General features: G+C 73.2%; 19 protein-coding genes. 5 read left to right on the forward strand and 14 right to left on the reverse strand.

Translation table 11 applies throughout. The features are described 5' to 3' along the window. The 13 genes from ABZ861_RS28995 to ABZ861_RS29055 form a co-directional block, all read right to left on the reverse strand. Positions 1 to 203: flavodoxin-dependent (E)-4-hydroxy-3-methylbut-2-enyl-diphosphate synthase (locus tag ABZ861_RS28995; protein ID WP_361636161.1), on the reverse strand; the 203-nt coding region annotated here is incomplete at its 3' end. A gap of 4 nt (positions 204 to 207) precedes the next feature. Beyond that, entirely contained in the window at positions 208 to 1,230 is a 1,023-nt protein-coding gene (gene hpnH / locus ABZ861_RS29000) for an adenosyl-hopene transferase HpnH (protein ID WP_361636164.1), read from the reverse strand. Positions 1,231 to 1,235: 5 nt separating this feature from the next. Then, positions 1,236 to 1,928, reverse strand: coding sequence for a 1-hydroxy-2-methyl-2-butenyl 4-diphosphate reductase (locus ABZ861_RS29005; RefSeq protein ID WP_361636166.1), 693 nt, complete (start codon positions 1,926 to 1,928; stop codon positions 1,236 to 1,238). Next, entirely contained in the window at positions 1,928 to 3,952 is a 2,025-nt protein-coding gene (gene shc / locus ABZ861_RS29010) for a squalene--hopene cyclase (protein WP_361636169.1), read from the reverse strand. The genes ABZ861_RS29005 and shc overlap by 1 nt, the downstream gene beginning before the upstream one ends. Before the next feature lie 116 nt (positions 3,953 to 4,068). After that, positions 4,069 to 5,208 (reverse strand): polyprenyl synthetase family protein, encoded by a 1,140-nt coding sequence (locus tag ABZ861_RS29015; RefSeq protein ID WP_361636172.1) that lies wholly within the window; start codon positions 5,206 to 5,208, stop codon positions 4,069 to 4,071. Continuing rightward, a complete protein-coding gene (gene hpnE / locus ABZ861_RS29020; protein ID WP_361636267.1) occupies positions 5,205 to 6,716 on the reverse strand; it encodes a hydroxysqualene dehydroxylase HpnE in 1,512 nt (503 codons plus the stop codon). Before hpnE ends, ABZ861_RS29015 begins: the two co-directional genes overlap by 4 nt. 154 nt (positions 6,717 to 6,870) lie before the next feature. Continuing rightward, a complete protein-coding gene (gene hpnD / locus ABZ861_RS29025; protein ID WP_361636175.1) occupies positions 6,871 to 7,821 on the reverse strand; it encodes a presqualene diphosphate synthase HpnD in 951 nt (316 codons plus the stop codon). Then, positions 7,818 to 8,714 (reverse strand): squalene synthase HpnC, encoded by an 897-nt coding sequence (hpnC, locus tag ABZ861_RS29030; RefSeq protein WP_361636178.1) that lies wholly within the window; start codon positions 8,712 to 8,714, stop codon positions 7,818 to 7,820. The genes hpnD and hpnC overlap by 4 nt, the downstream gene beginning before the upstream one ends. Positions 8,715 to 9,309: 595 nt before the next feature. Next, entirely contained in the window at positions 9,310 to 10,194 is an 885-nt protein-coding gene (locus ABZ861_RS29035) for a glycosyltransferase (RefSeq protein ID WP_361636180.1), read from the reverse strand. An 8-nt stretch (positions 10,195 to 10,202) separates the two neighbouring features. Further along, on the reverse strand, positions 10,203 to 10,982 hold the full coding sequence (locus tag ABZ861_RS29040; RefSeq protein ID WP_361636182.1) for a CDP-alcohol phosphatidyltransferase family protein: 780 nt from the start codon (positions 10,980 to 10,982) through the stop codon (positions 10,203 to 10,205). After that, positions 10,960 to 12,024 carry an iron-containing alcohol dehydrogenase family protein gene (locus ABZ861_RS29045; protein ID WP_361636185.1) on the reverse strand — a complete coding sequence of 355 codons (1,065 nt, stop codon included), beginning with the start codon at positions 12,022 to 12,024 and terminating at the stop codon, positions 10,960 to 10,962. Before ABZ861_RS29045 ends, ABZ861_RS29040 begins: the two co-directional genes overlap by 23 nt. Next, the gene (locus tag ABZ861_RS29050; protein WP_361636188.1) at positions 12,012 to 12,764 is read right to left on the reverse strand and encodes a phosphocholine cytidylyltransferase family protein; all 753 of its coding nucleotides are present in this window, start codon (positions 12,762 to 12,764) and stop codon (positions 12,012 to 12,014) included. The genes ABZ861_RS29045 and ABZ861_RS29050 overlap by 13 nt, the downstream gene beginning before the upstream one ends. Further along, a complete protein-coding gene (locus tag ABZ861_RS29055) occupies positions 12,761 to 14,578 on the reverse strand; it encodes a DUF5941 domain-containing protein (RefSeq protein WP_361636190.1) in 1,818 nt (605 codons plus the stop codon). The genes ABZ861_RS29050 and ABZ861_RS29055 overlap by 4 nt, the downstream gene beginning before the upstream one ends. Before the next feature lie 668 nt (positions 14,579 to 15,246). On the opposite strand from ABZ861_RS29055, the gene ABZ861_RS29060 reads away from it, so the two are divergent. The 5 genes from ABZ861_RS29060 (at position 15,247) to ABZ861_RS29080 (ending at position 22,896) form a co-directional block, all read left to right on the forward strand. After that, positions 15,247 to 17,220 (forward strand): Helicase associated domain protein, encoded by a 1,974-nt coding sequence (locus ABZ861_RS29060; protein ID WP_361636193.1) that lies wholly within the window; start codon positions 15,247 to 15,249, stop codon positions 17,218 to 17,220. A 221-nt stretch (positions 17,221 to 17,441) separates the two neighbouring features. Further along, positions 17,442 to 18,839 (forward strand): DNA-binding protein, encoded by a 1,398-nt coding sequence (locus tag ABZ861_RS29065; protein ID WP_361636195.1) that lies wholly within the window; start codon positions 17,442 to 17,444, stop codon positions 18,837 to 18,839. Between the two features lie 154 nt (positions 18,840 to 18,993). Next, positions 18,994 to 19,875 (forward strand): TnsA-like heteromeric transposase endonuclease subunit, encoded by an 882-nt coding sequence (locus tag ABZ861_RS29070; protein WP_361636197.1) that lies wholly within the window; start codon positions 18,994 to 18,996, stop codon positions 19,873 to 19,875. Next, a complete protein-coding gene (locus tag ABZ861_RS29075; protein ID WP_361636199.1) occupies positions 19,808 to 21,841 on the forward strand; it encodes a Mu transposase C-terminal domain-containing protein in 2,034 nt (677 codons plus the stop codon). Before ABZ861_RS29070 ends, ABZ861_RS29075 begins: the two co-directional genes overlap by 68 nt. 86 nt (positions 21,842 to 21,927) lie before the next feature. Further along, the gene (locus ABZ861_RS29080) at positions 21,928 to 22,896 is read left to right on the forward strand and encodes an ATP-binding protein (protein ID WP_361636270.1); all 969 of its coding nucleotides are present in this window, start codon (positions 21,928 to 21,930) and stop codon (positions 22,894 to 22,896) included. 366 nt (positions 22,897 to 23,262) lie between these two features. On the opposite strand, the gene ABZ861_RS29085 is transcribed toward ABZ861_RS29080, so the two are convergent. After that, positions 23,263 to 23,415, reverse strand: coding sequence for a hypothetical protein (locus tag ABZ861_RS29085; RefSeq protein ID WP_361636202.1), 153 nt, complete (start codon positions 23,413 to 23,415; stop codon positions 23,263 to 23,265). Positions 23,416 to 23,446: the final 31 nt, after the last annotated feature.

Here is a 23,446-nt window from a genome sequence, read left to right on the forward strand (position 1 = left end):
ATCTGACACCCCGACGCCGTCAGCTCCGCGATCTGCTGCAACGTCGCGCCCACGTCCGAGGTCCGCGTCGTCGTCATCGACTGCACCGACACCGGGGCGTCCCCGCCCACCGCCACCGACCCGACCTGGATCTGCCGGGTCTTGCGGCGCTCGGCGATCGGGCGGGCCGGCATCGCGGGGACGCCTAGGTCCACTGCGGTCACAGGGTCACTCCCGGTTTCCGGAGACGGTCTCGCGCAGGGCGCGCAGGGACTCCTTCAGCGATCCCATGGTGGCCAGGACCGCGGTGGGCTCGTAGCCGCAGTGCGCCATGCAGTTGGCGCAGCGCGGGTCCTTGCCCCGGCCGTACTTGTCCCAGTCGGTCTCCTCGACGAGTTCGCGGTACGTCGGCACGTACCCGTCGCTCATCAGGTAGCACGGGCGCTGCCAGCCGAAGAGCGAGTAGTTCGGGATCGCCCAGGCGGTGCACGGGAAGTCGACCTTGCCCTCCAGGAAGTCGAGGAACAGGGGCGAGTGGTTGAGCCGCCAGCGGCGCCGGTTGCCGCCGGAGAACGCCTTCCTGAACAGCTCGCGGGTCTGCTCCACGCCCAGGAAGTGCTCCTGGTCGGGCGCCTTCTCGTAGGCGTAGGCGGGCGAGATCATCATCTCGTCGACCTTGAGGTCGTCGTTGAGGTAGTTGAGGACCTCGACGACGGTCTGCGGGGTGTCGGTGTTGAAGAAGGTGGAGTTCGTGGTCACCCGGAAGCCGCGTTGCTGGGCCTCCTTGATGGCCGCCACCGCCTCGTCGAACACGCCCTCCTTGGCCACCGACTCGTCGTGCCGCTCACGCAGTCCGTCGATGTGGACGGCGAAGGCGAAGTAGGGCGAGGGGGTGAACTTGTCCATCTTCTTGCGCAGCAGCATGGCGTTGGTGCACAGGAAGACGTACTTGCGCTTGGCGACCAACTGCCGGACGATCTCGTCGATCTGAGGGTGCATCAGGGGTTCGCCGCCGGCGATGGACACCATCGGCGCACCCGACTCCAGCACCGCTCCCACGGCCTGGGCGACCGGCATGCGCTGTTTGAGCACCCCGGCCGGGTGCTGGATCTTGCCGCAGCCCTCGCACTTGAGATTGCAGGCGAAGAGCGGCTCCAGCTCCACGATCAGCGGGAACTTGTCCCGCTTGCGGAGCTTCTGCTCGGCAAGGTATGTAGCGACCTTGACGGACTGGCGCAGTGGCATGGCCATCTGGCTCACCTCCTGGGGAGCAGCACATTACGGTGCCATTCGAAGAAAGTCGGCAGGACGGAACGAAGGACGCGGAAAGCAGATATTCCACCGCGCACCGTGCCGATGCGGACGAGTTCGTGCTCCGGGGCGTCCACGACCACCCGGACGGCCGCCACCGGACGCGGGCCGGTGCGCACGGCGGTCAGCAGCGTGGCCGCCGACTCCATGTCGACCGCGATGGCGCCGGTGGCGCGCAGCTCGGATCGCTCGGAGCCGCGGACGACGTGGTCGGCGCCGATGAGCGGCCCGGTGTGGACGGTGCGGCCGGGCAGGGCGCGGGCGAGTTCCTTCACGAGGAGTCCGGCGCCGGCGCACGGGACGGTCCCGCGCGCGTCGCGGGTCTCCTCGGCGACCACCAGGTCGCCGGGGTGCATGCCGGGGGCGAGTCCGGCGCAGAAGCCGGTGGCCAGGACGGCGGCCCCGGCCAGTTCCGGGCCGGCCAGGGCGCGGGCGACGGAGCGCTCCGCCGCTCGGGGGCCCATGCCGGTGCGCAGCACCGTCACCGGCCCGCCCGGACCCGCGCCGCCGTCCGCTCCTGCCCCGGGGCGCGCGGGGCCCCGGCGCGTCGCCCCGCGGTCGCCGGTGCGCAGGGCGAGGTGCTCGATGCCGAGCGCGCAGGCGATCAGCAGCGGGGCCGGAGCGGACGGGGAGGCCATCAGCCCGCCTTGGCCTCGGTGCGCGGCCCCGCCTGCGGCGGCCTGTCCGCGAAGGGCTCCCCGTGGACGTAGCGGCCGAGCGCGGTGAGCGGGAAGACCTGCCGGTACAGGTGGTAGTTGATGGAGAAGTCCCAGGGGAAGCCGGTGCCGGTGAAGTACGGCTCGTCCCAGGAGCCGTCCTCCCGCTGGGTGTCCGCGAGCCAGCGGACGCCGCGCTCGACGGCCTGGGAGTCCTTCTCCCCCGCCGACAGCAGCGCCATCAGCGCCCAGGCCGTCTGCGAGGCGGTGGAGGCGCCCTTGCCGCTCCACTCGCGGGCGTCCTGGTAGGAGCGCAGGTCCTCGCCCCAGCCGCCGTCGGCGTTCTGCACGCTCTCCAGCCAGGCCGCCGCGCGGCGGATCGCCGGGTGCGAGCCGGGCAGGCCGGCCGCGGTCAGGGCGGGGACGACGGAGCCGGTGCCGTAGAGGTAGTTGACGCCCCAGCGGCCGAACCAGGAGCCGTCCGGCTCCTGTTCGGCGAGCAGCCAGGCGATGCCGCGCCGGGTGCGCGGGTCGTGGCTCAGGCCCTCGACGGCGAGCATCTCCACGACGTGCGCGGTCACGTCGGCGGACGGCGGGTCGATGACCTCGCCGAAGTCGCAGAACGGCAGCCGGTTGGGGAACGGGCTGGTGTTGTCCGCGTCGAACGCGCCCCAGGCGCCGTTCTTCGACTGCATGCCGAGGTTCCAGCGCACCCCGCGCCCGATGGCGCGGTCCACCCGCTCGGGGTCGTGGTGGCGGACCCGGCGCAGCGCGAGCGCCACCTCGGCGGTGTCGTCGATGTCCGGGTAGTTGTCGTTGTGGAACTCGAACGCCCAGCCGCCGGGCGGCAGTCCGGGGCGGCGCACCGACCAGTCGCCGGGCCGCACGATCTGCTCGCCCAGCATCCAGTCGGCGGCCTTCACCAGTTGCGGGTGGTCGGCGCCGACTCCGGCGTCGGCGAGCGCGATGACGGCCAGGCAGGTGTCCCAGACCGGCGACTGGCACGCCTCGATCATCCGGGCGCCGTCCTCGCGCCAGACGGCGAAGCGGTCCAGCGACTCCAGGCCCGCGCGCATCACGGGGTGCTTGAGGTCGTAGCCCATCAGGTGCAGTGCGATGACGGAGTACACGGCCGGCGGCTGGATGCCGCCCCAGCAGCCGTCGTTCTCCTGGCGTTCGACGATCCAGCGGGCGGCGGTGTTCATCGCGGCCCGGCGCAGCCGCCGGGGCGCCACTCTGCGGAAGGCGTGCAGCGCCTTGTCCAGGCGCTGGAAGACGCCGTCCCAGGTGGCGGCCGGGGCGAAGGGCGTCTTCGGGCAGGGCCGCTCCGGGTCGATGTGCAGCTCGTCCAGGGAGAAGGGGGCGGGGCGCACCGGCCGCTTGGCGGAGACGACGGTGAGCGGCACGATGGTCTGCCGGGCCCAGCAGCCGAAGTCGTAGATGTTGAGCGGGAACCAGCGGGGGAAGTAGATCAGCTCCGGCGGGAGTTCGGGCAGGTCCTGCCACTTCCACCAGCCGAACAGGGCCAGCCAGATGCGGGTGAAGACGCGGCAGGCGGCGATGCCTCCGCGGGCCCGGACCCACGCGGAGGCGCGCGCCATGTGCGGGGCCTCGGGCGCGTCTCCGGCCAGCCGGAGGGCGACGTACGCCTCGACGGTGGCGGACAGGTCGCCGGGGCCGCCGTAGAAGGTGGCCCAGGCGCCGTCCTCGCGCTGCTCGCCGCGGATGAACAGCGCGGCGGCGCGGGTGGTGTCCTCGTCGGCGATGTCCAGGAACTGGCGCAGCAGCAGGTCCTCGGCGTCCATCGTGACGTTGGTCTCGAGGTCGCCCTTCCACCAGCCCTCGGCGTCCTGCCGGGCGAGCAGGAAGTCAGCGGCACGCCGCGCGGCCCGTGCGGCCGCTTCGTGCGCCCCGGCCACGACGGGGGCGCTGAGCACGGTGTCGCTGGCCGCGGCAGCGTGGGTCGGCAGTGTCGCCCCGGTGCTTCCGTCGGTCGTCGCTGTCATGGCTTCCCCTTCTTGCAGTCGTGCGAGTCGTGCTGCTGTGGGTCCGCCGTCGGCCGGCGCCCGGGACCTTCCGGCGCCGGCCGGCGACTACGCGAGGCTGGTTCGACCGATGGCGATCATCTCTTCCGTACGACGACGAAGTCGGCGAGCGCCGTGAAGGCGGCGCGCACCGGGCCGGGCATGTCGACGGCGTCCAGGGCCTCGACGGCGACGGCGTGCTGGCGGCGGGCCTCCTCGGCGGTCCAGTGGCGGCCGCCCGCCTCCTCGATCAGGGCGGCGCGGGCCGCGAACTCCTCCTCGGAGAAGTGCGCGAAGTCGCTGCTCTTGGCGTCGGCGGCGAGGATCTCGCCGAGCCGCTCGGAGGCGGCGCCGCCCGCCGCGAGCGCGGCCACCACCGGCAGGGACTTCTTGCGCTGGCGCAGGTCGCTCCAGGTCTGCTTGCCGGTGGCGTCCGGGTCGCCCCAGATGCCGAGGAGGTCGTCGACGGCCTGGAAGGCGAGTCCGAGGTGGTAGCCGTAGCGCTCCAGCGTGTCGGCGGTGCGGTCGTCGGCGCCGCCGAGCACGGCGCCGATGGAGCAGGCGCAGGCGAGCAGGGCGCCGGTCTTGTTGCCCTCCATCTCCAGGCACTCCTCGACGCTGACCCGGTCGCGGTGCTCGTAGGAGATGTCCTGCGCCTGACCGTCGATCAGGGCGCGGGTGGCGGCGGTCAGCCGCCGGGCGGCGCGGCCCGCGTCGACCGTGCCCAGCTCCAGCAGGACCTCGTAGGCCAGGGCGAACAGGGCGTCGCCGACCAGGATCGCCTGGGCGGGGCCGTGCACCTTCCAGACGGTGTCGCGGTGCCGGCGCTGCTCGTCGCCGTCCATCAGGTCGTCGTGCAGCAGCGAGAAGTTGTGCACCAGCTCCGCGGCGACGGCGCCGGGGACGCCGGTCTCGGGGGCGGCGCCGGCGACCTCGGCGGAGAGCACGGCCAGGGCGGGCCGCACGGCCTTGCCGCCGTCCCCGTGCGCCGGGTTGCCCTCGGCGTCGATCCAGCCGAAGTGGTAGGCGGCGACGGTGTCCATGGGAGGGGCCAGCCGGTCGACGGCCGCCCGCAGGACGGGCGTGGCCAGGGTCCGGCCGCGCTCCAGGAGCGCGGTCACGTCCACCGCGGTCCCTCTCACGGGCGTCGAGGCCGGGGGCACAGTGGGCACAGTCTCTCCTCTTGTCGCGGTGCCGGAGGCGAAGGGGCCCGCTGGGGGCCGCTGGTGAGTCGTCACCGGGCGCCTCCGCGCAGGAATGCTCCGGGCGCGTCCGGTTGCCGTCCGGGGCGGCGGGTCGCCTCCCTGGCCATGGCGCGCTCGGCCGCCTCCTTCTGGGCGAAGGGGCGGCTCGGCCGGGGCCGGCCCAGGGCGCTGAGCGCGGCGTCCGCCGCGCCGACTCCGCTGCGGACCGCGCTCTCCATGGTCGCGGGCCACCCGGTGGCGGTCCACGCTCCGGCCAGGTAGAGGCCGGGGGCCTCGGTGCGGGCGCCGGGCCGCAGCCGCCCGACGCCGGGGCCCGGGGCGAACGTGGCCGTGCGCTCCCGGGTGACGAAGAAGTCGCGGACTTCGGCCCGGCGGGCCCCGGGCAGCAGCCTGCGCAGTTCGGGCAGGTAGCGCTCGCGCAGCACGGCCACGGGCGCGTCGATCTCGTGCTGCGCCGCCGACTGGGACAGCGCGAGGTACTGGCCGTGGCGCAGTCCGGACGCCTCGGTGCGGTCGAAGATCCACTGCACCGGGGTGCCGAGGGCGGCGGCGAACGGGCGGGCGAGCACACGGCGGTCGTAGACGACGTGCACGTTGAGGATCGGCGCGGTGCCGATGGCCAGCAGCCGCTCGGGGGCCTTGAGGGAGCCGGGCGGGAGCAGGTCGTACGCCTCGCGGTGCGGCACGGCGAGGACGACCGCGTCGGCGTCGATCCGCTCGCCGGGGACCTGGACGCGCCAGCGGCCGTCGTCGCCGGTGGAGACGGAGGTGACGCGGGAGCGGACCTCGGTGCGCACGCCCGCGGCGTCGAGCGCCTCGCGGGCCAGCCGGTCGTGCAGTTCGCCCAGCGGGACGCGGGCCCAGCCGATGTCGGCCGCGCCCGGGTCGGACAGCAGACCGGTCTTGAACACCATCGCGGCCAGCCCCAGCGAGGTGTCGGAGGCGACCGCGTTCAGGGTGGCGACCCCCACGAGGTCCCACAGCGCCTCCACGGCGCGCGGCGACTGGCCGTGCTCGGCCAGCCAGCTTCCGAAGTCCCGGTCGTCCAGGGCCGGGTCGGCCGGGTCGAGGGCCTTGAGGGCGAGCGCGGCGCGGCCCACCCGCGCGCGCTCGGCGAGGGAGAGGTGCGGGTAGGTGGCCAGGCTGCGGCCGAGGTGCAGGGGGACGGGCAGCGGATCGCGGCGGAGCCGGCCGAGTCTGCGTCCCTCGGGCCTGCCGAGGTCGAGGACGGGCACGTCGAGCCGGTCCTGGAGCGGGGCGAGCGCGGTGGCGCCGATGCGGTCGAGGAACCAGCGGTAGGCGGTGCAGCAGCGCAGGTAGACGTGCTGTCCGTTGTCGACGGTGAGGTCGCCGCGCTGGAAGGAGAAGGCGAGGCCGCCCAAGCGTGGCCTGCTCTCCAGCAGGGTGACGCGCACGCCGGCGTCGGCGAGCGCGAGGGCGGAGGTGAGGCCCGCCAGGCCGCCGCCGACCACCACCGCGTGCCGTCCGGAAGAGTGCGGGGCGCCGGGCAGCGGACCGTGCGGTCGGGTCCCGTCGGTCATCGCGCGTCCTCCCCCGTGCGTCCGCGGCGGCGCGCGGGTGTCCCCCGGCCGTCCGCCACCGCTGGTGACGCCGTCCGGGGGCGCGGGGTTGCCCGCCGCCCGGCCCGGCGGCAGGACTGCGGGGTCGGCGGGGTCGGCGGGGTCGGCGGGGCCATCAGGCACGCCTCCTGACGGTCTGCCGGGTCACGTGCCGGGCGTCCAGGCCGGACAGCCCGCGCACGGCGACGTACGCCTTCTCGCGTCCGGGCAGGGAGACGCGGCCGCGCAGCACGGCCTCGGGGTCGCGCTCGATGCGGTCGAGCAGGCGGCGGTAGATCCCGGCCATGGCGGCGACGCACGCGCCGCTGCGCCGGTCCAGCAGGGGCAGCAACTGGTAGCCCTCGGCGAACAGGGCGCGGGCCCGGCGTACTTCGAAGTGCACCAGGCCCGCGAAGTCGGAGCCCTCGGGCGCCGCGGGCCCGTGGAACCCGGCCGAGCAGCCGAACTTGGCGAGGTCGTCCGCGGGCAGGTAGGTGCGGTCGCCCTCGGCGTCCTCGCGCACGTCGCGGAGGATGTTGGTGAGCTGGAGCGCGAGGCCCAGCGTGTCGGCGTACTCCGGGGCGCGCTCGGCGCCGCGCGCGCCGGTCTCGGTGCCGAACACGCCGAGCGAGAGCCGCCCGATGGCCCCGGCCACGCAGCGGCAGTACGTCTTCAGGTCGTCCCAGGTCTCGTAGGTCTCGCCGCGCACGTCCATCAGGACGCCGTCGATCAGCTCGTCCAGGCCGTCGAGCGGGATCGGGAAGGAGCGGGCGGCGTGGGACAGGGCGACGGCGACGGGATCGGTGTCGTCCTCCTCGACGGCGCCGCCCCGGATGCGGTCCAGCAGCGCCCGGGTCTCCCGCAGCCGCGCGACCTTCACCCCGTCGGCCAGCGCGCCGTCGCCGATGTCGTCCACCCGCCGGGAGAACGCGTACAGCGCCGACATCGCACGGCGCTTGGGCGCGGGCAGCAGCCTGATGCCGTAGGCGAAGTTGCGGGCCTGCTGCCCGGTGACGGTCTCGCAGTAGCTGTAGGCGGCGAGTACCGGTGCGGACGCGTGCTGTTCCGACTCCACGGTCCGGATCACCCCTTTCCTCGCAGAGTCGCGCCCGCCTCGCGCAGCAACTGGACCTTCCCGGGCTTGGGCGGGCCGGAGAGTACGTCGTAGTCGGCGGCGGCGATCGCCCTGATCGCCGCCCTTCCCCCCGCCACGAACCCCGCGAGCAGCAGCTTCAGCCTGCCGTGGACGCTACCCACCAGGGGGGCGCCTTCATTCAGCAGATCGCGGGCGCGTTCCGTCTCGTGCGCGACCAGCGCGCGCACCGACGCGCCCGCGGCGGGCTCGGCGAGGTCCGCCTCCTGCACGTCGAAGCGCTTCATGTCCTCGGCGGGCAGGTAGACGCGGTCGCGGGCGAGGTCCTCCTTGACGTCCTGGAGGTGCTCGACGATCTGAAGCGCGGTGCAGACCGCGTCGGAACGGCGGATCCGCTCGGGGGTCGAGGCGCCGGTGACGGCGAGGACGAGGCGGCCCACGGGGTTGGCGGACAGCTCGCAGTAGGCGAGGAGGTCGTCGTACGTCTCGTACCGGGTGACGAGCTGGTCCTGACGGTTGGCCGCGATCAGGCCGAGGAACGGCTCCGGGGTGAGGAAGCGGCGGCGGACCGCGGGCTGGAGGCGGCGCAGCAGGGGGTGGCGGGGGGCGCCGCCGAAGACCCGCCGCAGGTCGGCCTCCACGGCGTCGAGCAGGACGATCCGGTCGTCCGCCTGTGCGACCGGGACGCCGAGGAGGCGGGCGTCGGCGCCGCCGGGGGCCAGGTCGCCGTCGCCCGCGTCGTCGACGAGGCGGGCGAAGCCGTAGACGGCCATCAGGTCGTCGCGGCAGGTCCTGGGCAGGAAGAACGGCGCCACGGGGAAGTTCTCGCCCGCGGCCTTGTCCAGAGTGGCGCGTTCGGGGTCGTGCGCCGCGTCCGTCCGCCTCATCGCCCGCTGCCCGGGGCGTGGACGGCACCTGCTGTGTTGAGGTGGGGAGTTTCCGTAGCCATTGCCGTCACATCTCCCGTTCTACACTGCCGACCCGACACACACTATTTCGGACACGCCGCCCGGCTGTCCGCGAGGGCCCTGGTACAGGGTGTGGCGCGCTATCTCCCCACTTGCCGCTTTCCGGGACCGACACAGCTTACGTCGTACAACGCGGCGGCCGCGGCGAGGGTGTCCCGCAGATCACAAGAACACACCGATCGACGTCAAGATTCCTTGGCGTTGCCGGAGTTGACGCTTCCTTCGCGCACGCCGGGCCCGGCCGGAGCAGTGGCGCAGGGGTCCCGCGCGGCGCTCCCGCACGCGGTCCGCTCAGCCGCGCCCGTGCCTCTCCGGCGCCCTCCACAGGCAGCCGGAACGGTCGGCGAGGACGGTCGGGGCCCAGAGCAGCGCGCACGTCCAGACGTGCGGCGGGAGGCCGTCGGCGCCGCGGCCGTCGGCCGGGACGCGCGGCTCGCGCGCGGCGTCCGGCGCGCGGCGGCCGGGACGCGCGAGCCGGTCCGGGGGCGGCCGGCGCCCCCGGTGACGAGCCCGGTCAGATGACCGGGGGGCGGCCCAGCCGGGTGAGCCGCCACACCGTGCGCCACTTCATCGGCCGGCGCGGGCCGCACCCGGTGCTCCACCCCTCCTTGAAGCCGCCGAACCAGGCCCGCAGGGCGGGTCCGGAGGGGCGGCGCAGCAGGGTGAGCAGCAGCCAGATCCCGAGGTAGACGGGGACGAGGGGGGCCGGGAGGTTGCGGCGGGCCAGCCAGACCCGGTTGCGGGCCACCATGCGGTGGTAGACCGCGTGCCGCGAGGGCGCGGTCGTCGGGTGGTAGAGCACCATGTCGGACCGGTAGTCGATCATCCAGCCCGCGTCCAGGGCCCGCCACGCCAGGTCGGTCTCCTCGTGCGCGTAGAAGAAGGCGTCCGGCAGGCCGCCGACCTCGGCGAAGACCTGGGTGCGCACGGCGTTCGCGCCGCCGAGGAAGGTGGTGACGCGGGAGGAGCGCATCGGGTCCGAGGCGCGCAGCCGGGGCACGTGGCGGCGCTGGGTGACGCCGGTGTCGGGGTCGGCGATGCGGAAGCTGACGATGCCGAGCCGGTCGTCGGCGGCGAAGGCGCGGCGGCACAGCTCGGCGGTGTCCTGCCGGGCGAGCAGGCCGTCGTCGTCGAGGAAGAGCAGCACGTCGACGTCGCGGCCGCCGGGTCCGAACGCCTCGATGCCGACGTTGCGGCCGCCGGGGATGCCGAGGTTCTCGGGCAGTTCGACGGTCCGCACGCCCTCGGGGACGTCCGGGACGGGCGAGCCGTTGCCGACGACGACCGCCTGGACGCGGTCGCCGTCCTGCTTGGCGACCGAGTCGAGCAGCGCGCGCAGCTCGTCGGGGCGGTTGCCCATGGTGATGATCACCGCGCCGACCTTCAGGTCCGTGCCCATGCCGGCGCTCACTTCAGCCTGCTGGAGGCGAGGACGGACACCAGGTGCAGCACGGTCTGGAGCAGGGCGACGCCGGCCAGGACGGCGACGCCGAGCCGGGAGAAGAACAGGTCGCCGCGGATGTGGTCGGCGACCGCGAGGACCAGGATCAGCAGGGACGCCTCGATGCCCAGGACCAGCCGGTGGAACTTCAGCGCCGCGGCCGCCCTGCGGGCCAGCGCCATGCCGGAGGAGCGCGGCTCGGACGCCGCCTCCTGCACCGGCGCCATCCCGGCCTGGTGCCGGGCGACGCCGACGAGGTCGGTCTCCGCCTTGATCAGGACGGCGCCGAGGGCGGCGAGCGTGCCGAGGAACGCCCACAGCCAGTCGATCCGGCCCGAGCCGAACAGGTCGGCCGCGCGCAGCCCGAAGCCGACGAGGACCGCGGCGTCCGTCAGATAGGCGCCGACCCGGTCAAGGTAGACCCCGCCCAGCGAGTACTGCTTCTTCCAGCGGGCGACCTCGCCGTCCACGCAGTCGAGCAGCAGGTAGAGCTGGACCGCCACGACGCCGAGCACGGCGCCCCAGATCCCGGGCACCAGCAGCGCCGGAGCGGCCAGCACGCCGCAGACGGTCATCAGGTAGGTCAGCTCGTTGGGCGTGACCCGGGTGTTCACCAGGTGCCGGTCGACGCGCAGCGAGACCTCGCGCATGTAGAGGCGGCCGCCCCAGTGCTCACCGCTGCGCCGGTCCTTCACCCCCGCGGGGTGGACGACCGGCCGGAGTTCAGCTACCGATGGCTTGTGCATAGTCGGCGTACGCGTCCCTGATCTGGTCGGTGGACAGGTCGAGGTGTTCGAGGATCGTGTAGCGGCCGGGGCGGGTCTGCGGGGCGTAGTCGACGGCCTCCACGAACTCCTCCAGCTCGAAGCCGATCTCGCCGGGCAGCACGGGCAGGCCGTGGTGGCGCAGCACGTCGGCCATCTGCCCGGCGGTCTCGACGTCGCCGCGCAGGAAGGTGGCGAAGGCGCCGCCGAGGCCGCACTGCTCGCCGTGCAGCGCGCTGCGCCGGGGGAACCGCAGGTCGAACGCGTGGCTGATCTCGTGGCAGGCGCCGGACGCGGGACGGCTGTCACCGGCCACCGACATGGAGATGCCGCACAGGACCAGGGCCTCGGAGAGCGTGGTGAGGAACGCGTCGTCGCCTATGCCTCCGGGGTGGCGCAGCACCGCCTCGGCGGCCTGGCGGGCCATCGCGGCGGCCAGGCCGTCGACCTTCTCGCCGGTCTCGCGGTGCGACAGCTCCCAGTCGGCGACGGCGGAGATCTTGCAGATCACGTCGCCGATGCCGGCCCGGACGTAGCGCTGCGGCGCCTCGCGGATCACGTCGAGGTCGATGACGATGCCGATCGGGTTGGGCACGCCGTACGAGCCGCGGCCCGCGTCGTTGTCGAGGGTGGCGACCGGGGAGCACAGGCCGTCGTTGGCCAGGTTGGTGGCCACCGCGACCAGCGGGAGGCCGACCCGGGCGGCGGCGTACTTGGCGCAGTCGATGACCTTGCCGCCGCCGAGGCCGACCACCGCGTCGTAGCGGCCGGCCTTCTTGATGGAGTCGGCAAGCCGGACGGCGCCGTCGATCGTGCCGTCGGCGTCCTCGAACCAGTCGGCGTCCGGGAAGGCGGGCGCGAACCGCTCGCGCAGCACGCGGCCCGATCCGGCGCTGATGGCGAAGGCGAGCCGCCCGGAGGGCGAGACCCGCTCGTCGGAGAGGATCACGCCGAGGTCGTCCAGGGCGCCGCGCCGGATGTCGACGACGATCGGCGAGGGGATGAGCCTCGTCAGTACTGGCACGCGATCTCCCGGCCCTTGGCGAGGTCGTCGTGGTTGTCGATCTCGACCCACGTCACCTCGCCGATCGGGGCCACGTCGATCGTGAAGCCGCGGTCGACCAGTTCCTGGTAGCCGTCCTCGTAGTAGAGCTGCGGGTCCCGCTCGAAGGTGGTCTTCAGCGCGTCGGCCAGCTCCGCGGCGGCGTCGCCCTCGATCAGGGTGACGCCGATGTACTCGCCGGTCGCCTCGGCCGGGTCCATCAGCTTGGTGATCCGCCGCACGCCCTTGGCGGGGTCGACGACGACCTTCATCTCCTCGTCGGCGAGCTGCTTGACCGTGTCGAGGGCGAGGATTATCTTCCGGCCCTCGCCGCGGGCGGCGAGCAGGGTCCTCTCCACCGAGACCGGGTGCACCGTGTCGCCGTTGGCGAGGATCACGCCGTCCTTGAGGGCGTCACGGCCGCACCACAGGGAGTAGGCGTTGTTCCACTCCTCGGCCTTGTCGTTGTCGATCAGGGTGAGCTTGAGCCCGTACTTCTGCTCCAGGGCGGCCTTGCGCGCGTACACGGCCTCCTTGCGGTAGCCCACGATGATCCCGACCTCGGTCAGGCCGACCTCGGCGAAGTTGCCGAGGGTGAGGTCGAGGACGGTGATGCCGTCCTCCGCGCCGTCGGGCCCCACCGGCACCAGCGCCTTGGGCAGGGTGTCGGTGTAGGGGCGCAGTCGCCGTCCGGCGCCGGCCGCCAGCACGAGGCCGATCATGCGGGTTCTCCTTCGTCGTGTACGGCGGGTGCGCCGTCGTTGTGTGCGGATACCCAGAAGCGGATGCTCTCGGTGAGCACCACCGCGGCCACGAGCACGGCGAGCACCGTGAGCGCGACCTTGAACTGGGCGGCGGTGAGCAGTGCGGCGAGCACGGTGACGAGCAGCGTCCGCCCCTCCTGCCCCCCGATGGCGCGCACCAGCCGGGCCGGTGGCGCTCCGGCGTCGCCGCGGATGCGGTACACCGTGTCGTAGTGATGGTAGGCGACGGCCGCAACCAGCCCGAAAGCCGCCGGCAGCGCTCCGTTCACCTCCGCCCTGGCGGCCAGGGCGAGCACGGCGCCGTACTCGGCGGCGCGGAAGAACGGCGGCACCAGCCAGTCCAGGGCGCCCTTGAGCGGCCGGGCGACGGCGAGCGCCGAGGTCAGCGCGTAGACCAGGGCGGCGAGGACCGGCCAGGGGCCGCCGAAGGCGGGCAGGGCGCAGGCGGCGAGCAGGGCGGCGGCGCCGAGGAAGGCCGCGGCGGGGGCGGCGAAGCCGGGCAGCGTGCGGGCGGGGCCGCGCAGCAGGCGGGCGGCGGCCTCCGCGAGCGGGCCGCTGTCGGCGAGGTCGGCCAGCGCGCGGGCGGCGCGGTCGGTGCGGGTGGCCTTGCGGGTCACCGAGCGCAGGACGCGGCCGGCCGTGGTGTAGGCGGCGGCGCAGGCGCAGCCGATGAGCAGCACGGTGAAGGTGACGCGGGGGGTGGCGGCCGCGGTGAGCACGGCGATCATGGCCCAGCGTTCCCCGATGGGCAGCACGATCATGCGGCGCAGCCAGACCGTCCAGCCGACGCTGTCGAGCCGGTCGGAGAGCGCGGCGGTGGGGCTGGTGTTAGCGGTGGCGTCGTGGTTGGCCTCGGTGAAGGAGAAGTCGACCACGTGCCGGCAGGTCTGGAGCACCATCGCGCCGAGGGCGAGGGCCCACACGTCGTCGCCGCAGCGGGCGGCGCCGAGGGCGAGTCCGGCGTAGTAGGCGTACTCCTTGGCCCGGTCGAAGGTGGCGTCCAGCCAGGCGCCGAGGGTGGAGTACTGGAGGGAGTAGCGGGCGAGCTGCCCGTCGGTGCAGTCCAGGACGAACGAGGCGATCAGCAGCACGCCGGCGGCGACGAAGCCGGCCCGCGCGCCGGTGGCGGCGCAGCCGGCCGCCGCCAGCGCGGTGAGCAGGGAGGCGGTGGTGACCTGGTTGGGGGTGAGGCCGCGGCGGGCGCACCAGCGGGCCAGATACCGCGAGTAGGGGCTGATGAAGAAGGTCGTGAAGAACCCGTCGCGGGCCTTGACCGCGGACTTTAGCCGGACCGCCTCGTCGTCCACGGCGGCCACGGCCTGCCGGGCCTCGTTGCGGGCCTGCGGGTCGGCGGGGACGGCGGCGACGAGCCGGCCCAGCTCCGGGCGGTGCACGGCGGCGCCGTCGTCGTCCAGGGCGGTCGTGATCCGGTCGGCGAGGCTGCCGACGGCGAGGGCGGCGCCGCCGCCGGCGGAGGTCTCCCGGGCCATGGCGCGGGTCAGCGCCTGGCGGCCGGCCGGCTGGGCGGTGACCGCGCCGGGGACGGCGGCGAGCGCGAAGCGGGGGTCGGTCAGGCCCAGCCGCAGGGCGTGCGGGTGACCGACGAAGGCCGCGTCGACGACGGCGACGCGCTGGTCGCCGGGTATCTGGGCGAGGAGCGTCTCGGCGGCGGTGACGTCGGCGGCGGTCCGCACGTCGAAGCCGAGTGACCGCAGATCGCCCTCGATCGACGATCCGGGCACCGGCTGGCCGGTGAGGATGGCGGTCGACAACCGAACTCACTCCCTGGTGACGACGCGTCCGCGTCGGTCCCTGTGCACGAGAAATGGGGGCGCCGTCTGCCCGGTGGCCCCCGGGGGCGGCATGTCGGCAGAGGCTATCGGATGCCCGGAAGCCGGTGTTCACCGCCCGTTCACGGGGCGGTCGACGGTGTCTGCCGCAGCCCGCGCCGCGATCATCATCCGTGATCGGGGGCCGCGCCACAAACTCCGCCCCACAGTCGGGCATACGCCGCAAACGCCCGCGGGGCCCCTACGGGGGCCGTCGCGTGCGGCTCCTGTAGGGGACCCGGTGCGCGGCTCGGGGTCGGGACGCGTGACGCGGCGTCCGGGCATGCGGCGCGACCGCCGGAGATGTGCCGCGCGTGCGGGAGAGGCGGCGCTGGGCCGCTGTCTGCGGGGGCGGGTGCTCGCTGGGCACGAGGGGGCGCCGCGCGCCGTCGCGCCAGGCGGACGAACCGGCACCGGGGGGTGCGGGTGCTCGCCGGGCACGACGCGGTGCCGCGCGCCATCGCCAGGCGGACGAGCCGGCGCCGGGCGGGCCGCCGCCGAGCCGGGCTGGGCCGAACCAGGCCGGGCGGGCGGGCACCGCGACCCCGCGCATCCTCGCCGCTCCCCAGTCGCAGAAGGGCACCGCCGGCCAGAGGGCGGAGATCGCGACCATGGCCGACGACCTGGACGGCACCTACGGCGCGTGGCTCGCCGAGCTCGGGCTCTCCGAGGCGATCGAACGGGAGATCCTCGCCGGATTCGAGATCGACGTGCTGGAGATCCGCGACCCCTCCCCTGTGCTCGGGGAGTCCGAGGAAGCCCGGCGGGGCCGGCGCCTCGCGCTCCTGCAGACCGCGCTCCTGGAACACGCGGCGGCGTACAACCTGCGTACGGTCATGACGTTCCACCAGAAGGTCGAAGAGGCCCGCGCGTTCGCGGACAAGCTCCCGGAGACCGCGGCCGAGCTGTACATGAACGACGCCTCCGATGAGGACCTGGCCGCCGCCGGCAAGCTGCCGAAGTCCTCCATCGACGCGGAGTTCTACGAGTTGGAGGCCGGCCGCCACGTACCCCCGGACCGGGTGTGGTCGGCATGGCTGTGCGGCGACCACCTCGTATCCGAACGCCGTGAGGCCCTGCGTCAGTTCGCCAACGGCATCGACGCCGCCGGGCGGCGGGTGCATCGCGCCTTCCTCGCCAGCGTTCGCGTCCTCGGGGAAGGTGTCGACATCACCGGCGAACGGGGAGTCGACTCGATCTGCTTCGCCGACACCCGCGGCTCCCAGGTCGAGATCGTCCAGAACATCGGCCGCGCGCTTCGCCCCAACAAGGACGGCAGCACGAAGCTCGCCAGGATCATCGTCCCGGTCTTCCTGGAACCCGGCGAGGACCCCACCGGCATGGTCGCCTCCGCCAGCTATAAGCCACTGGCAGCCGTGCTCCAAGGCCTGCGCAGCCACGATGAGCGCCTGGTCGAGCAGCTCGCCTCCCGCGCCCTCACCAGCGGCAAGCGAAAAGTCCACCTCCAGCGCGACGAGGACGGACGAATCGTCGGCGGAGGTGAGGGCGAGGACCGGGAGCAGGAGGACACCGACGCCGCTGCCGAGTCGGCCCTCCTCCACTTCTCCACTCCCCGGGACGCATCGACCATCGCCGCGTTCCTGCGCACCCGCGTCTACCACGTGGAGTCGGTGGTCTGGCTCCAGGGCTACCAGGCCCTCATCCGCTGGCGGAAGGAGAACGAGATCAGCGGTCTCTACGCCGTGCCCTACGACACCGAGACCGAGGTCGGCGTCACCAAAACCTTCCCCCTTGGGCTGTGGGTCCACCAGCAGCGCAAAGCGCTGCGGGCGGATGAGCTGGAGGAGCGGCGCAAGACGCTGCTGGACGCGCCGGAGGCCGGGATGCTCTGGGAGCCGGGCGAGGAGGCGTGGGAGAGCAAGCTCGCCGCGCTCCGGTCATACCGGCGGGCCACTGGGCACCTTGCGCCGCGGCAGGACGCGGTGTGGGGCGAGGGCGAGGCGATGGTGCCCATCGGCCAGCACATGTCCAACCTCCGACGGAAAGGCGCGAAGAACGGTCTGGGCAAAGACCCGGAGCGGGCTGCCGTCCGCGCGGCGCAGCTGACGGCGATCGACCAGGACTGGGACTGCCCGTGGCCGCTGGACTGGCAGCGGCACTACCGCGTCCTGGCGGACCTGGTCGACGCCGACGCCCACCTGCCCGACATCGCACCCGGCGTGCTGATGCACGGCGACGACATCGGTAAATGGCTCCAGCAGCAGAAGCAGCCGGCCATCTGGGCGCGGCTCCTGCCCGAGCAGCAGGAGCAGCTGTCCCAGCTGGGCGTCACGCCCGCTAAGGCGCCGTCTCCCGCTCCGGCCTCCAAGAGCGCGACGAAGGGCCCGAGCAAGGCGCAGCAGGCATTCCAGCGCGGATTGACGGCCCTCGCACAGTGGGTCGAGCGGGAAGGCGCCGACCGGCCTGTACCCCGCGGCCACAGCGAGGACATCAAGGTCGACGGCGAGACGGAACCGGTGACCGTGAAACTGGGCGTATGGGTATCGAACACCAAGACCCGGCGGGACAAGCTCACGGCGGAGCAGCTGGGTGCGCTAAGAGGGCTCGGCATCCAGTGGGCGTGAGCTCGCCTGCCGGCTGGTGAAGCGCGCTGGTGGTCTCCTCTGCAGGGTGGCGTGGGGGGTCCGGTCCGTGCTCGAACGGCCGAATCCCCGGCACGCCGGCGCCTGTCTGCTCCAGGAAAGAGAGACCCACGGCCTGAGGAAGTAAGCAGACGGCGGACTGGGGACCGGACGACTACTGCGAAAGCGGCCGCCCGGATCGGCGAACACGAGACCGTGGTGGAGTGACCCATCATCCCGGCCTCCTGCGGACCTCTCCCTTGCGTGGGGAGACGACCTCGTCGCTGATCTGCCGCATCGCGAGCCGCTACGGGATGGAAGCGAAGGTGTTGCGGTCGTGCTGGCAGTGGCGCAACTACCCGCCGGGGCACGACGGCGGGGGCGCGCGGGCCGACGCCGAGGTGCTGCTGAACGCGGCCGGACGGCAGCTCCTGGCATGCCTGTGCGGCGTCGAAGAGAACGTGCTGGCGCGGGCGTTGCCGTCCTGGGGACAGGAGGACGCCAAGCTGTCGGCCGGAAAGGACGGGGTGCCGGCGGCGGCGTGGCGGACCGGGGGCGCGGTGGCCGGTCCGGTGGCGTTCGGCTGCCGCCTGTGCACCGCCCGGCGCACGGGGACGGCTCTCCGGGTGGTGCGATACGCGCCGCGGTGGGAACGAGCGTGTGTCCGGCATGGGCGGTGGCTGCTGGACGCAGACGCCAACCAGCCGCTGGAGCACCTCAACCTGCGTGGCCTGCCGGAGGTGGTGGCGGCGCAGCGGCGGTGGGCCCCGGTGGCGCGGCGGGCGGTGCGGGCCGGAGTAGAGCCGGAGCGGGTGTTCGCGCTGGCGCACGCGGTGGTGGCCCGGTGGTGGGAGCAGGCCTTTGGCTGGGAGCGGGAGACGATCTGGCCGGGGCGCCTGCACGAGGTCGCGGGCGGGGATGCAGGTGGTGATCTGGAGCGGTGGCGGATCGTGGGGCGGGACGCGGTCGTCTTCCCGGAGGTGGTGGCGGTGGCCGACGCACTGCTTGACCCGGCCATGGCCGGGTTGGTGTGGGCTGACAGCGGTGCCGGGCGGCCGCGGGCACTTCCCGCCGACGGGATGTTCTGCCGCAGGCTCGGTGAGCGGCTGGGGCGGGGATGGCTGGGGCCGCTGGCCGCGACGGACCACGGCGGGCCGCTCATCGCGTGGATGGGAAGCGTCATCCGCATTCGCCGGGGCGCAGGCGGGCCGCCCGGGTACGACAACGACCCGTGGTGGCTGCGGCAGGAGCACCAGGCCGCCAGCATGGCCTGTCAGCTGCGGGTGCTGGGCAAGGAGAAGGAGGCGCCCGGTTCGGGGACGATGTGGCGGGCTGCGGTACCCGCAGAGCAGCGCAGGCTGATCACCAGCGCTATCGACAGCGCCGAGGAGCAGCTGCTGCAGCTGCGCGGGGTGCAGACCGGTCCGACCGCCGACGTCGCCCGACGGCTGCTGCGCGGTCTCAGTCACAGTGCCGGCCTCATCGAAGCGGCCTGGAAACGGACCGCGGTGGCGGCGGTGAACGGCGGGGTTCCACTTCAGGAAGTGGCCCAGTGGATGGACATGCCCGTTGAAACACTCAACCAGATACTGGTGACGGGCTGGCAGGAAAGCGGCGGCTGAGAGCACTGCGCCGAGGGGCGGGTCATCTGTTAGCTGATACGGCACTCGTTTGTGGCAGAAACACTGAAAACGGCGGTGTTCGCTGGCGGGAGCGGTTTGGCTGACGCGAGTGACCAGCACAGGAGCAGCCCGAAGCCGGGCAGGGCGAGCGGCCGTGGACCAGGGCGGCGGGTTCGAGGCGGTGTTCCTCGACCCGGTGGGGCAGGCTGTGCAGCAGCGGTGGGCGGATGCCGCCATGACCGTGGCGTTCGAGGACTTGCCGCCTGTGTCGGCGTTCCCGGTGGTCCCGGGGCGGCGCTGGGGGCCGGGTCTGTGGTGGTCGGCGACGACCGGGCGGCACGTGGCTGCGGGTTCGAACGCGATGCGTGTCCAGCTGATGGTTCTGGACCGCGACCCGGACGTGACGGGGCTGGCGGGGCGGCCGGTGCGGCTGCTGTGGCGTGACCCGCGTGGACAGGTGCGTTCCTGGGTGCCGCAGCTTTTCGCCCGCCGTGCGGACGGCACCGCGCTGGTCGCCGACTGCCCCGGCCACCCCGGCGCGGGCGGGGAACGCGCGAGAATGGGCGCCGAGGCGGTCGCGCAGGCGTGCGCGGACATCGGCTGGACCTGCCGGCGCCTGCTGCCCCTCGACGACGTGCTGGCCGCCAACCTGAAATGGCTGGCCGGCTACCGCCACCCCCGCAACGCCGGCCGCCCCGGTATGGCGGCCGCGGTGGCGGAGGCGTTCACGCGGCCCCGGCCGCTGATCGAGGGGGCTGGGGCAGCAGGCGACCCGATCGAGGTCCTCCCCTGCGTATTCCACGCCTTGTGGCACGGACAGCTGACGGCCGGCCTGGATGCGCCGTTGCACGAACGCGTCCTCGTCGGCCCGCAGGACGCATCCCGGGCACGACGGGAGGTGCCTGGTGAGCGCGCGGCGCGGTGCCCGGCCGACCGTGAAGCCCGGTGCGCGCGTCCGGTTCCGTGGCGTGACGTGGCAGGTCGTCGCTCTCGCGGGGCAGGAGATCCATCTGGTCGGGCCGGACGGCGGGGGTGAGGCCGTGCTCGCCGGGCACCTGTTCGCCGACCCCGGCTTCGCCGTCATCGGCGCCGACATGCCGCAGGCGGCCCCGCAGTGGGGGCTGTTCGAGACCGCCCCCGCCGCGGCACGTGAGAAGGCGCTGGCCTGGCGGCGGCACGTGCGGGAAGTCGAGTGCGGGCTCACTGGCGGGCCCGGCAGCGACGGAGTGGTGCGGGAGCAGTACGACCCGGAGCGGTACACGCTGGCCGAGCGGGAGCAGGCCAAGGCGGAGGAGTTGACCGCGCTGGGCTTTGGCCGGGTCTCGCGCACCACGGTGCAGCGCATGCGGCTCGTCTACCGCAAACAAGGCCTGTGGGGGCTGCTCGACCACCGCACCACTCGCGCCTCCAGCCCCACCGGCCGGGCCGACGAACGGGTCGTCGCCGCCGTCCGCGAGGCGCTGCGCCGTCGGCGCGGCCGCTCCAAGGGCACCATCAACGGCCTGTTCCCGCTGATCAGCCAGATTCTTCAGGACCGGTACGGCCCCGGTACGGTGCCCGCGCCGTCGCAGGCCACGCTGTACCGCCTGGTCACCACCTTGGCCCGGCCCGGTGAACTGCCCACCGGGCCGGTGAGGCAGGTGCCGGCGAGCGTCGACGGGCGGGCCTTCACCCCCGCCACGGCGCTGCGGCCCGGCGAGCAGGTCCAGGTCGACACCACCCGCCTAGACGTCCTCGCCCTCTTCGACGACGGGCGTCTGGCCCGCCCCGAACTCACCATCGCTGTCGATGTCGCCACCCGCGCCATCCTCGCCGCCGTGCTGTGTCCCAGCGCGACCAAGGCCGTCGACGCGGCCCTGCTGCTGGCGGAGATGGCCGTGCCGCACCCCGCCCGGCCGACCTGGCCGGACATCCTGCGCATGGACCACGCACCCGCACTCCCCCACCAGCGGCTGGCCTCACTTGACGAGCGGCTGGCCGGCGCGGCGGCCCGGCCGGTCGTCCTGCCCGAGACGATCGTCGTCGACCGCGGCAAAGTCTTCGTCTCCGCCGCGTTCACCGCCGCCTGCGAGCACCTCGGGATCAGCGTCCAGCCCGCCCCGCCCCGCGCCCCCACCGCCAAAGGCATCGTCGAGCGGACCTTCGGCACCATCAACGCCCTGTTCTGCCAGCACCTGCCCGGCTACACCGGCTCCGACGTCACCCGCCGCGGCCCCGACACCGAGAAAGACGCCTGCTACAGCGTCGCCCAACTGCAGGATCTGCTCGATGAGTGGCTGGTGCACTACCACCACCGGTCCCATGAAGGCCTGCGCCACCCGATGATGCCGAAGAAGGCCCTCACCCCGAACCAGATGTGGGCCGCACTGGTCGCCGTCGCCGGCTACATGCCGGTCCCGCTCACCGGCCGCGACTACCTCGAACTGCTGCCCGTGCGCTGGCAGGCCATCACCCCCGCCGGCATCACCATCCACCACCGCACCTACGACCACGATCTCCTCGCCCCGTACCGCGGCCAAGCCTCCCCCGTCGCCGGCCGGGGCGGGAAATGGGAAATCCACTACAACCCCCACGACGTCCGCCAGATCTGGATCCGCCTGCCCGACGGCCACCTCACCGAAATCCCCTGGATCCACCGCGACCACGTCCACCAGCCGTTCAACGAACACACCTGGCAGCACATCCGCACCCACGCCCACCACAACAACCACGACGACAGCCAGCAGCATGAAGCCGACCTGGCCGACGCCCTCGACCAGCTCATGCGCCGCGTCCACAGCGGCCACGCCACCACCACCGAACAAGCTCTCCTGGCCCGCGCCACCACGCCGCCGGTTCCCCCCGCCCGGCACCCGCAATACGGCACCGGCCCCATCACCGCCGAGTCGGCGCAGCACGGCGAGGACGACAGCATCGACGACCTCCCCGAGGACGACGCCCGCCCCGCCGCGACCGCCGGATTCGGGCTCTACGACGCACACGAGGAAGCCGACAAGTGGTGAACACCCGCCCCCACCCCGCAGCGCATCAACCGCCCAGCGCACCCGGCGACGCTGACAGCGGCAACACGGCCGAGCCGTGCTGGGCCTTGACCACCTGGCAGGGCTGGCAGCGTTTCGCCACCACCGAGCTGCCCGCCCCGCCCCAGCCCGGCGACCCGCCCCGCAGCACCGACGAACGCCTCGCCTACCACTCCGCGTTCGTCACCATCCGCACCCCCGCCATCAGCCAACTCGCCACCCAGGTCCGCACCCTGATGATCCTCGGCCGCCACCAGCAGACCACCGCACGGCCCTCCCTCATCGTCACCGGCCCCGCCGCAGCCGGCAAAACCACCGCCCTGCTCAACGTCGGCCGCACCTGCCACCTCGCCCACACCCGCAAAAACCCGCCCCCGCCCGGATCAGCCCACAGCGCGGCACCCGTGGCGTACGTCCTCGTCCCGCCCGGCGCCACCGCGAAAACACTCATCACCGAATTCGCCCGCTACCTCGGCATCCCCGTCACCACCCGCATGACCCAGACCCAGATCACCGACGCCGTCTGCCACACCTACACCCAAGCCGGCGTCCAACTCGTCCTCATCGACGAGATCCACCGCCTCAACCCCCGCACCACCACCGGCGCCCAGGCCGCCGACCTCCTCAAAGACCTCACCGAACGCCTGCCCGCGACCTTCGTCTACGCCGGCATCAACGTCACCGACACACCCCTGTTCAGCGGCACCCGCGGCGCCCAGCTCGCCGGCCGCGCCACCCTCATCACCTGCGGTCCCCTCCCCGCCCGCCACGGCACCCGACAGCCGTTCCGCGACGTCATCACCGACATCGAAAACGCCCTCGACCTCCAACAGCACAAACCCGGTGTCCTCCCCCGCCACGCCGCCTACCTCCACCAGCGCACCGCCGGCCGCATCGGATCTCTCACAAGGCTCATCCGCCAAGCAGCCATCACCGCCATCCACGACGGCACCGAACGCATCACCAAAGCCACCCTCGACGCGGTACGACTCGACCACCTCGCCGAACAACACAACCGCCCCACCCGCAACCGCTAACCCCCGACCACCGAACAGGAAAAACAGCCCTGACCAGCACAAACACCAACCGATCCTTTACACGCTAGTAAAACCCACAACGAACCCGGTACCACTCAACACACACGACACAACCCCAGCCCACACCCCGAACCGGCCGCCGGAACCGCCCACCCGGCCACTCTCAACGAACCCACAACACACCAGGCCAACAAACACTCGGCACACCAACAACCCACCCTCCGAGCGCTACCACACTCGTGGGGGTCTGTCGACCTTTCCCCGGTCGACAACGATCGTCTCGGGATGCTTCCCACACATGCGGGGGTCTGCCGTTCGCCAACCGGGCACAGCTGTCCGTCGCCGCATTCCCCACACGCGTGGGAGTCAGCCGTACAGCAGGGCGGCGAGTTGAGCGATGCGCGGCCTTCCCCCTACGTGCGTAGGCTCGCAGTTCGACAGCTCCGGATGGGTCAGCCAGGTCCTTCCATCACTGGGCAGACCGGTGCGGTGGCGGCTGCGCACTGCCGCGGTGGCCACTGATCGGCTCCCGCTCTTCCCGCCACGGCCT

Source organism: Streptomyces sp. NPDC046985 (assembly GCF_040644415.1).
Classification (GTDB): Bacteria; Actinomycetota; Actinomycetes; order Streptomycetales; family Streptomycetaceae; genus Streptomyces.

Coding starts and splice junctions, on each gene's coding strand:
- hpnH (WP_361636164.1), bottom strand. CDS start 1,230: ATGGCCATGCCACTGCGCCAGTCCGTCAAGGTCGCTACATACCTTGCC.
- ABZ861_RS29005 (WP_361636166.1), bottom strand. CDS start 1,928: ATGGCCTCCCCGTCCGCTCCGGCCCCGCTGCTGATCGCCTGCGCGCTC.
- shc (WP_361636169.1), bottom strand. CDS start 3,952: ATGACAGCGACGACCGACGGAAGCACCGGGGCGACACTGCCGACCCAC.
- hpnE (WP_361636267.1), bottom strand. CDS start 6,716: ATGACCGACGGGACCCGACCGCACGGTCCGCTGCCCGGCGCCCCGCAC.
- hpnC (WP_361636178.1), bottom strand. CDS start 8,714: ATGAGGCGGACGGACGCGGCGCACGACCCCGAACGCGCCACTCTGGAC.
- ABZ861_RS29035 (WP_361636180.1), bottom strand. CDS start 10,194: ATGGGCACGGACCTGAAGGTCGGCGCGGTGATCATCACCATGGGCAAC.
- ABZ861_RS29040 (WP_361636182.1), bottom strand. CDS start 10,982: ATGCACAAGCCATCGGTAGCTGAACTCCGGCCGGTCGTCCACCCCGCG.
- ABZ861_RS29050 (WP_361636188.1), bottom strand. CDS start 12,764: ATGATCGGCCTCGTGCTGGCGGCCGGCGCCGGACGGCGACTGCGCCCC.
- ABZ861_RS29060 (WP_361636193.1), top strand. CDS start 15,247: ATGGCCGACGACCTGGACGGCACCTACGGCGCGTGGCTCGCCGAGCTC.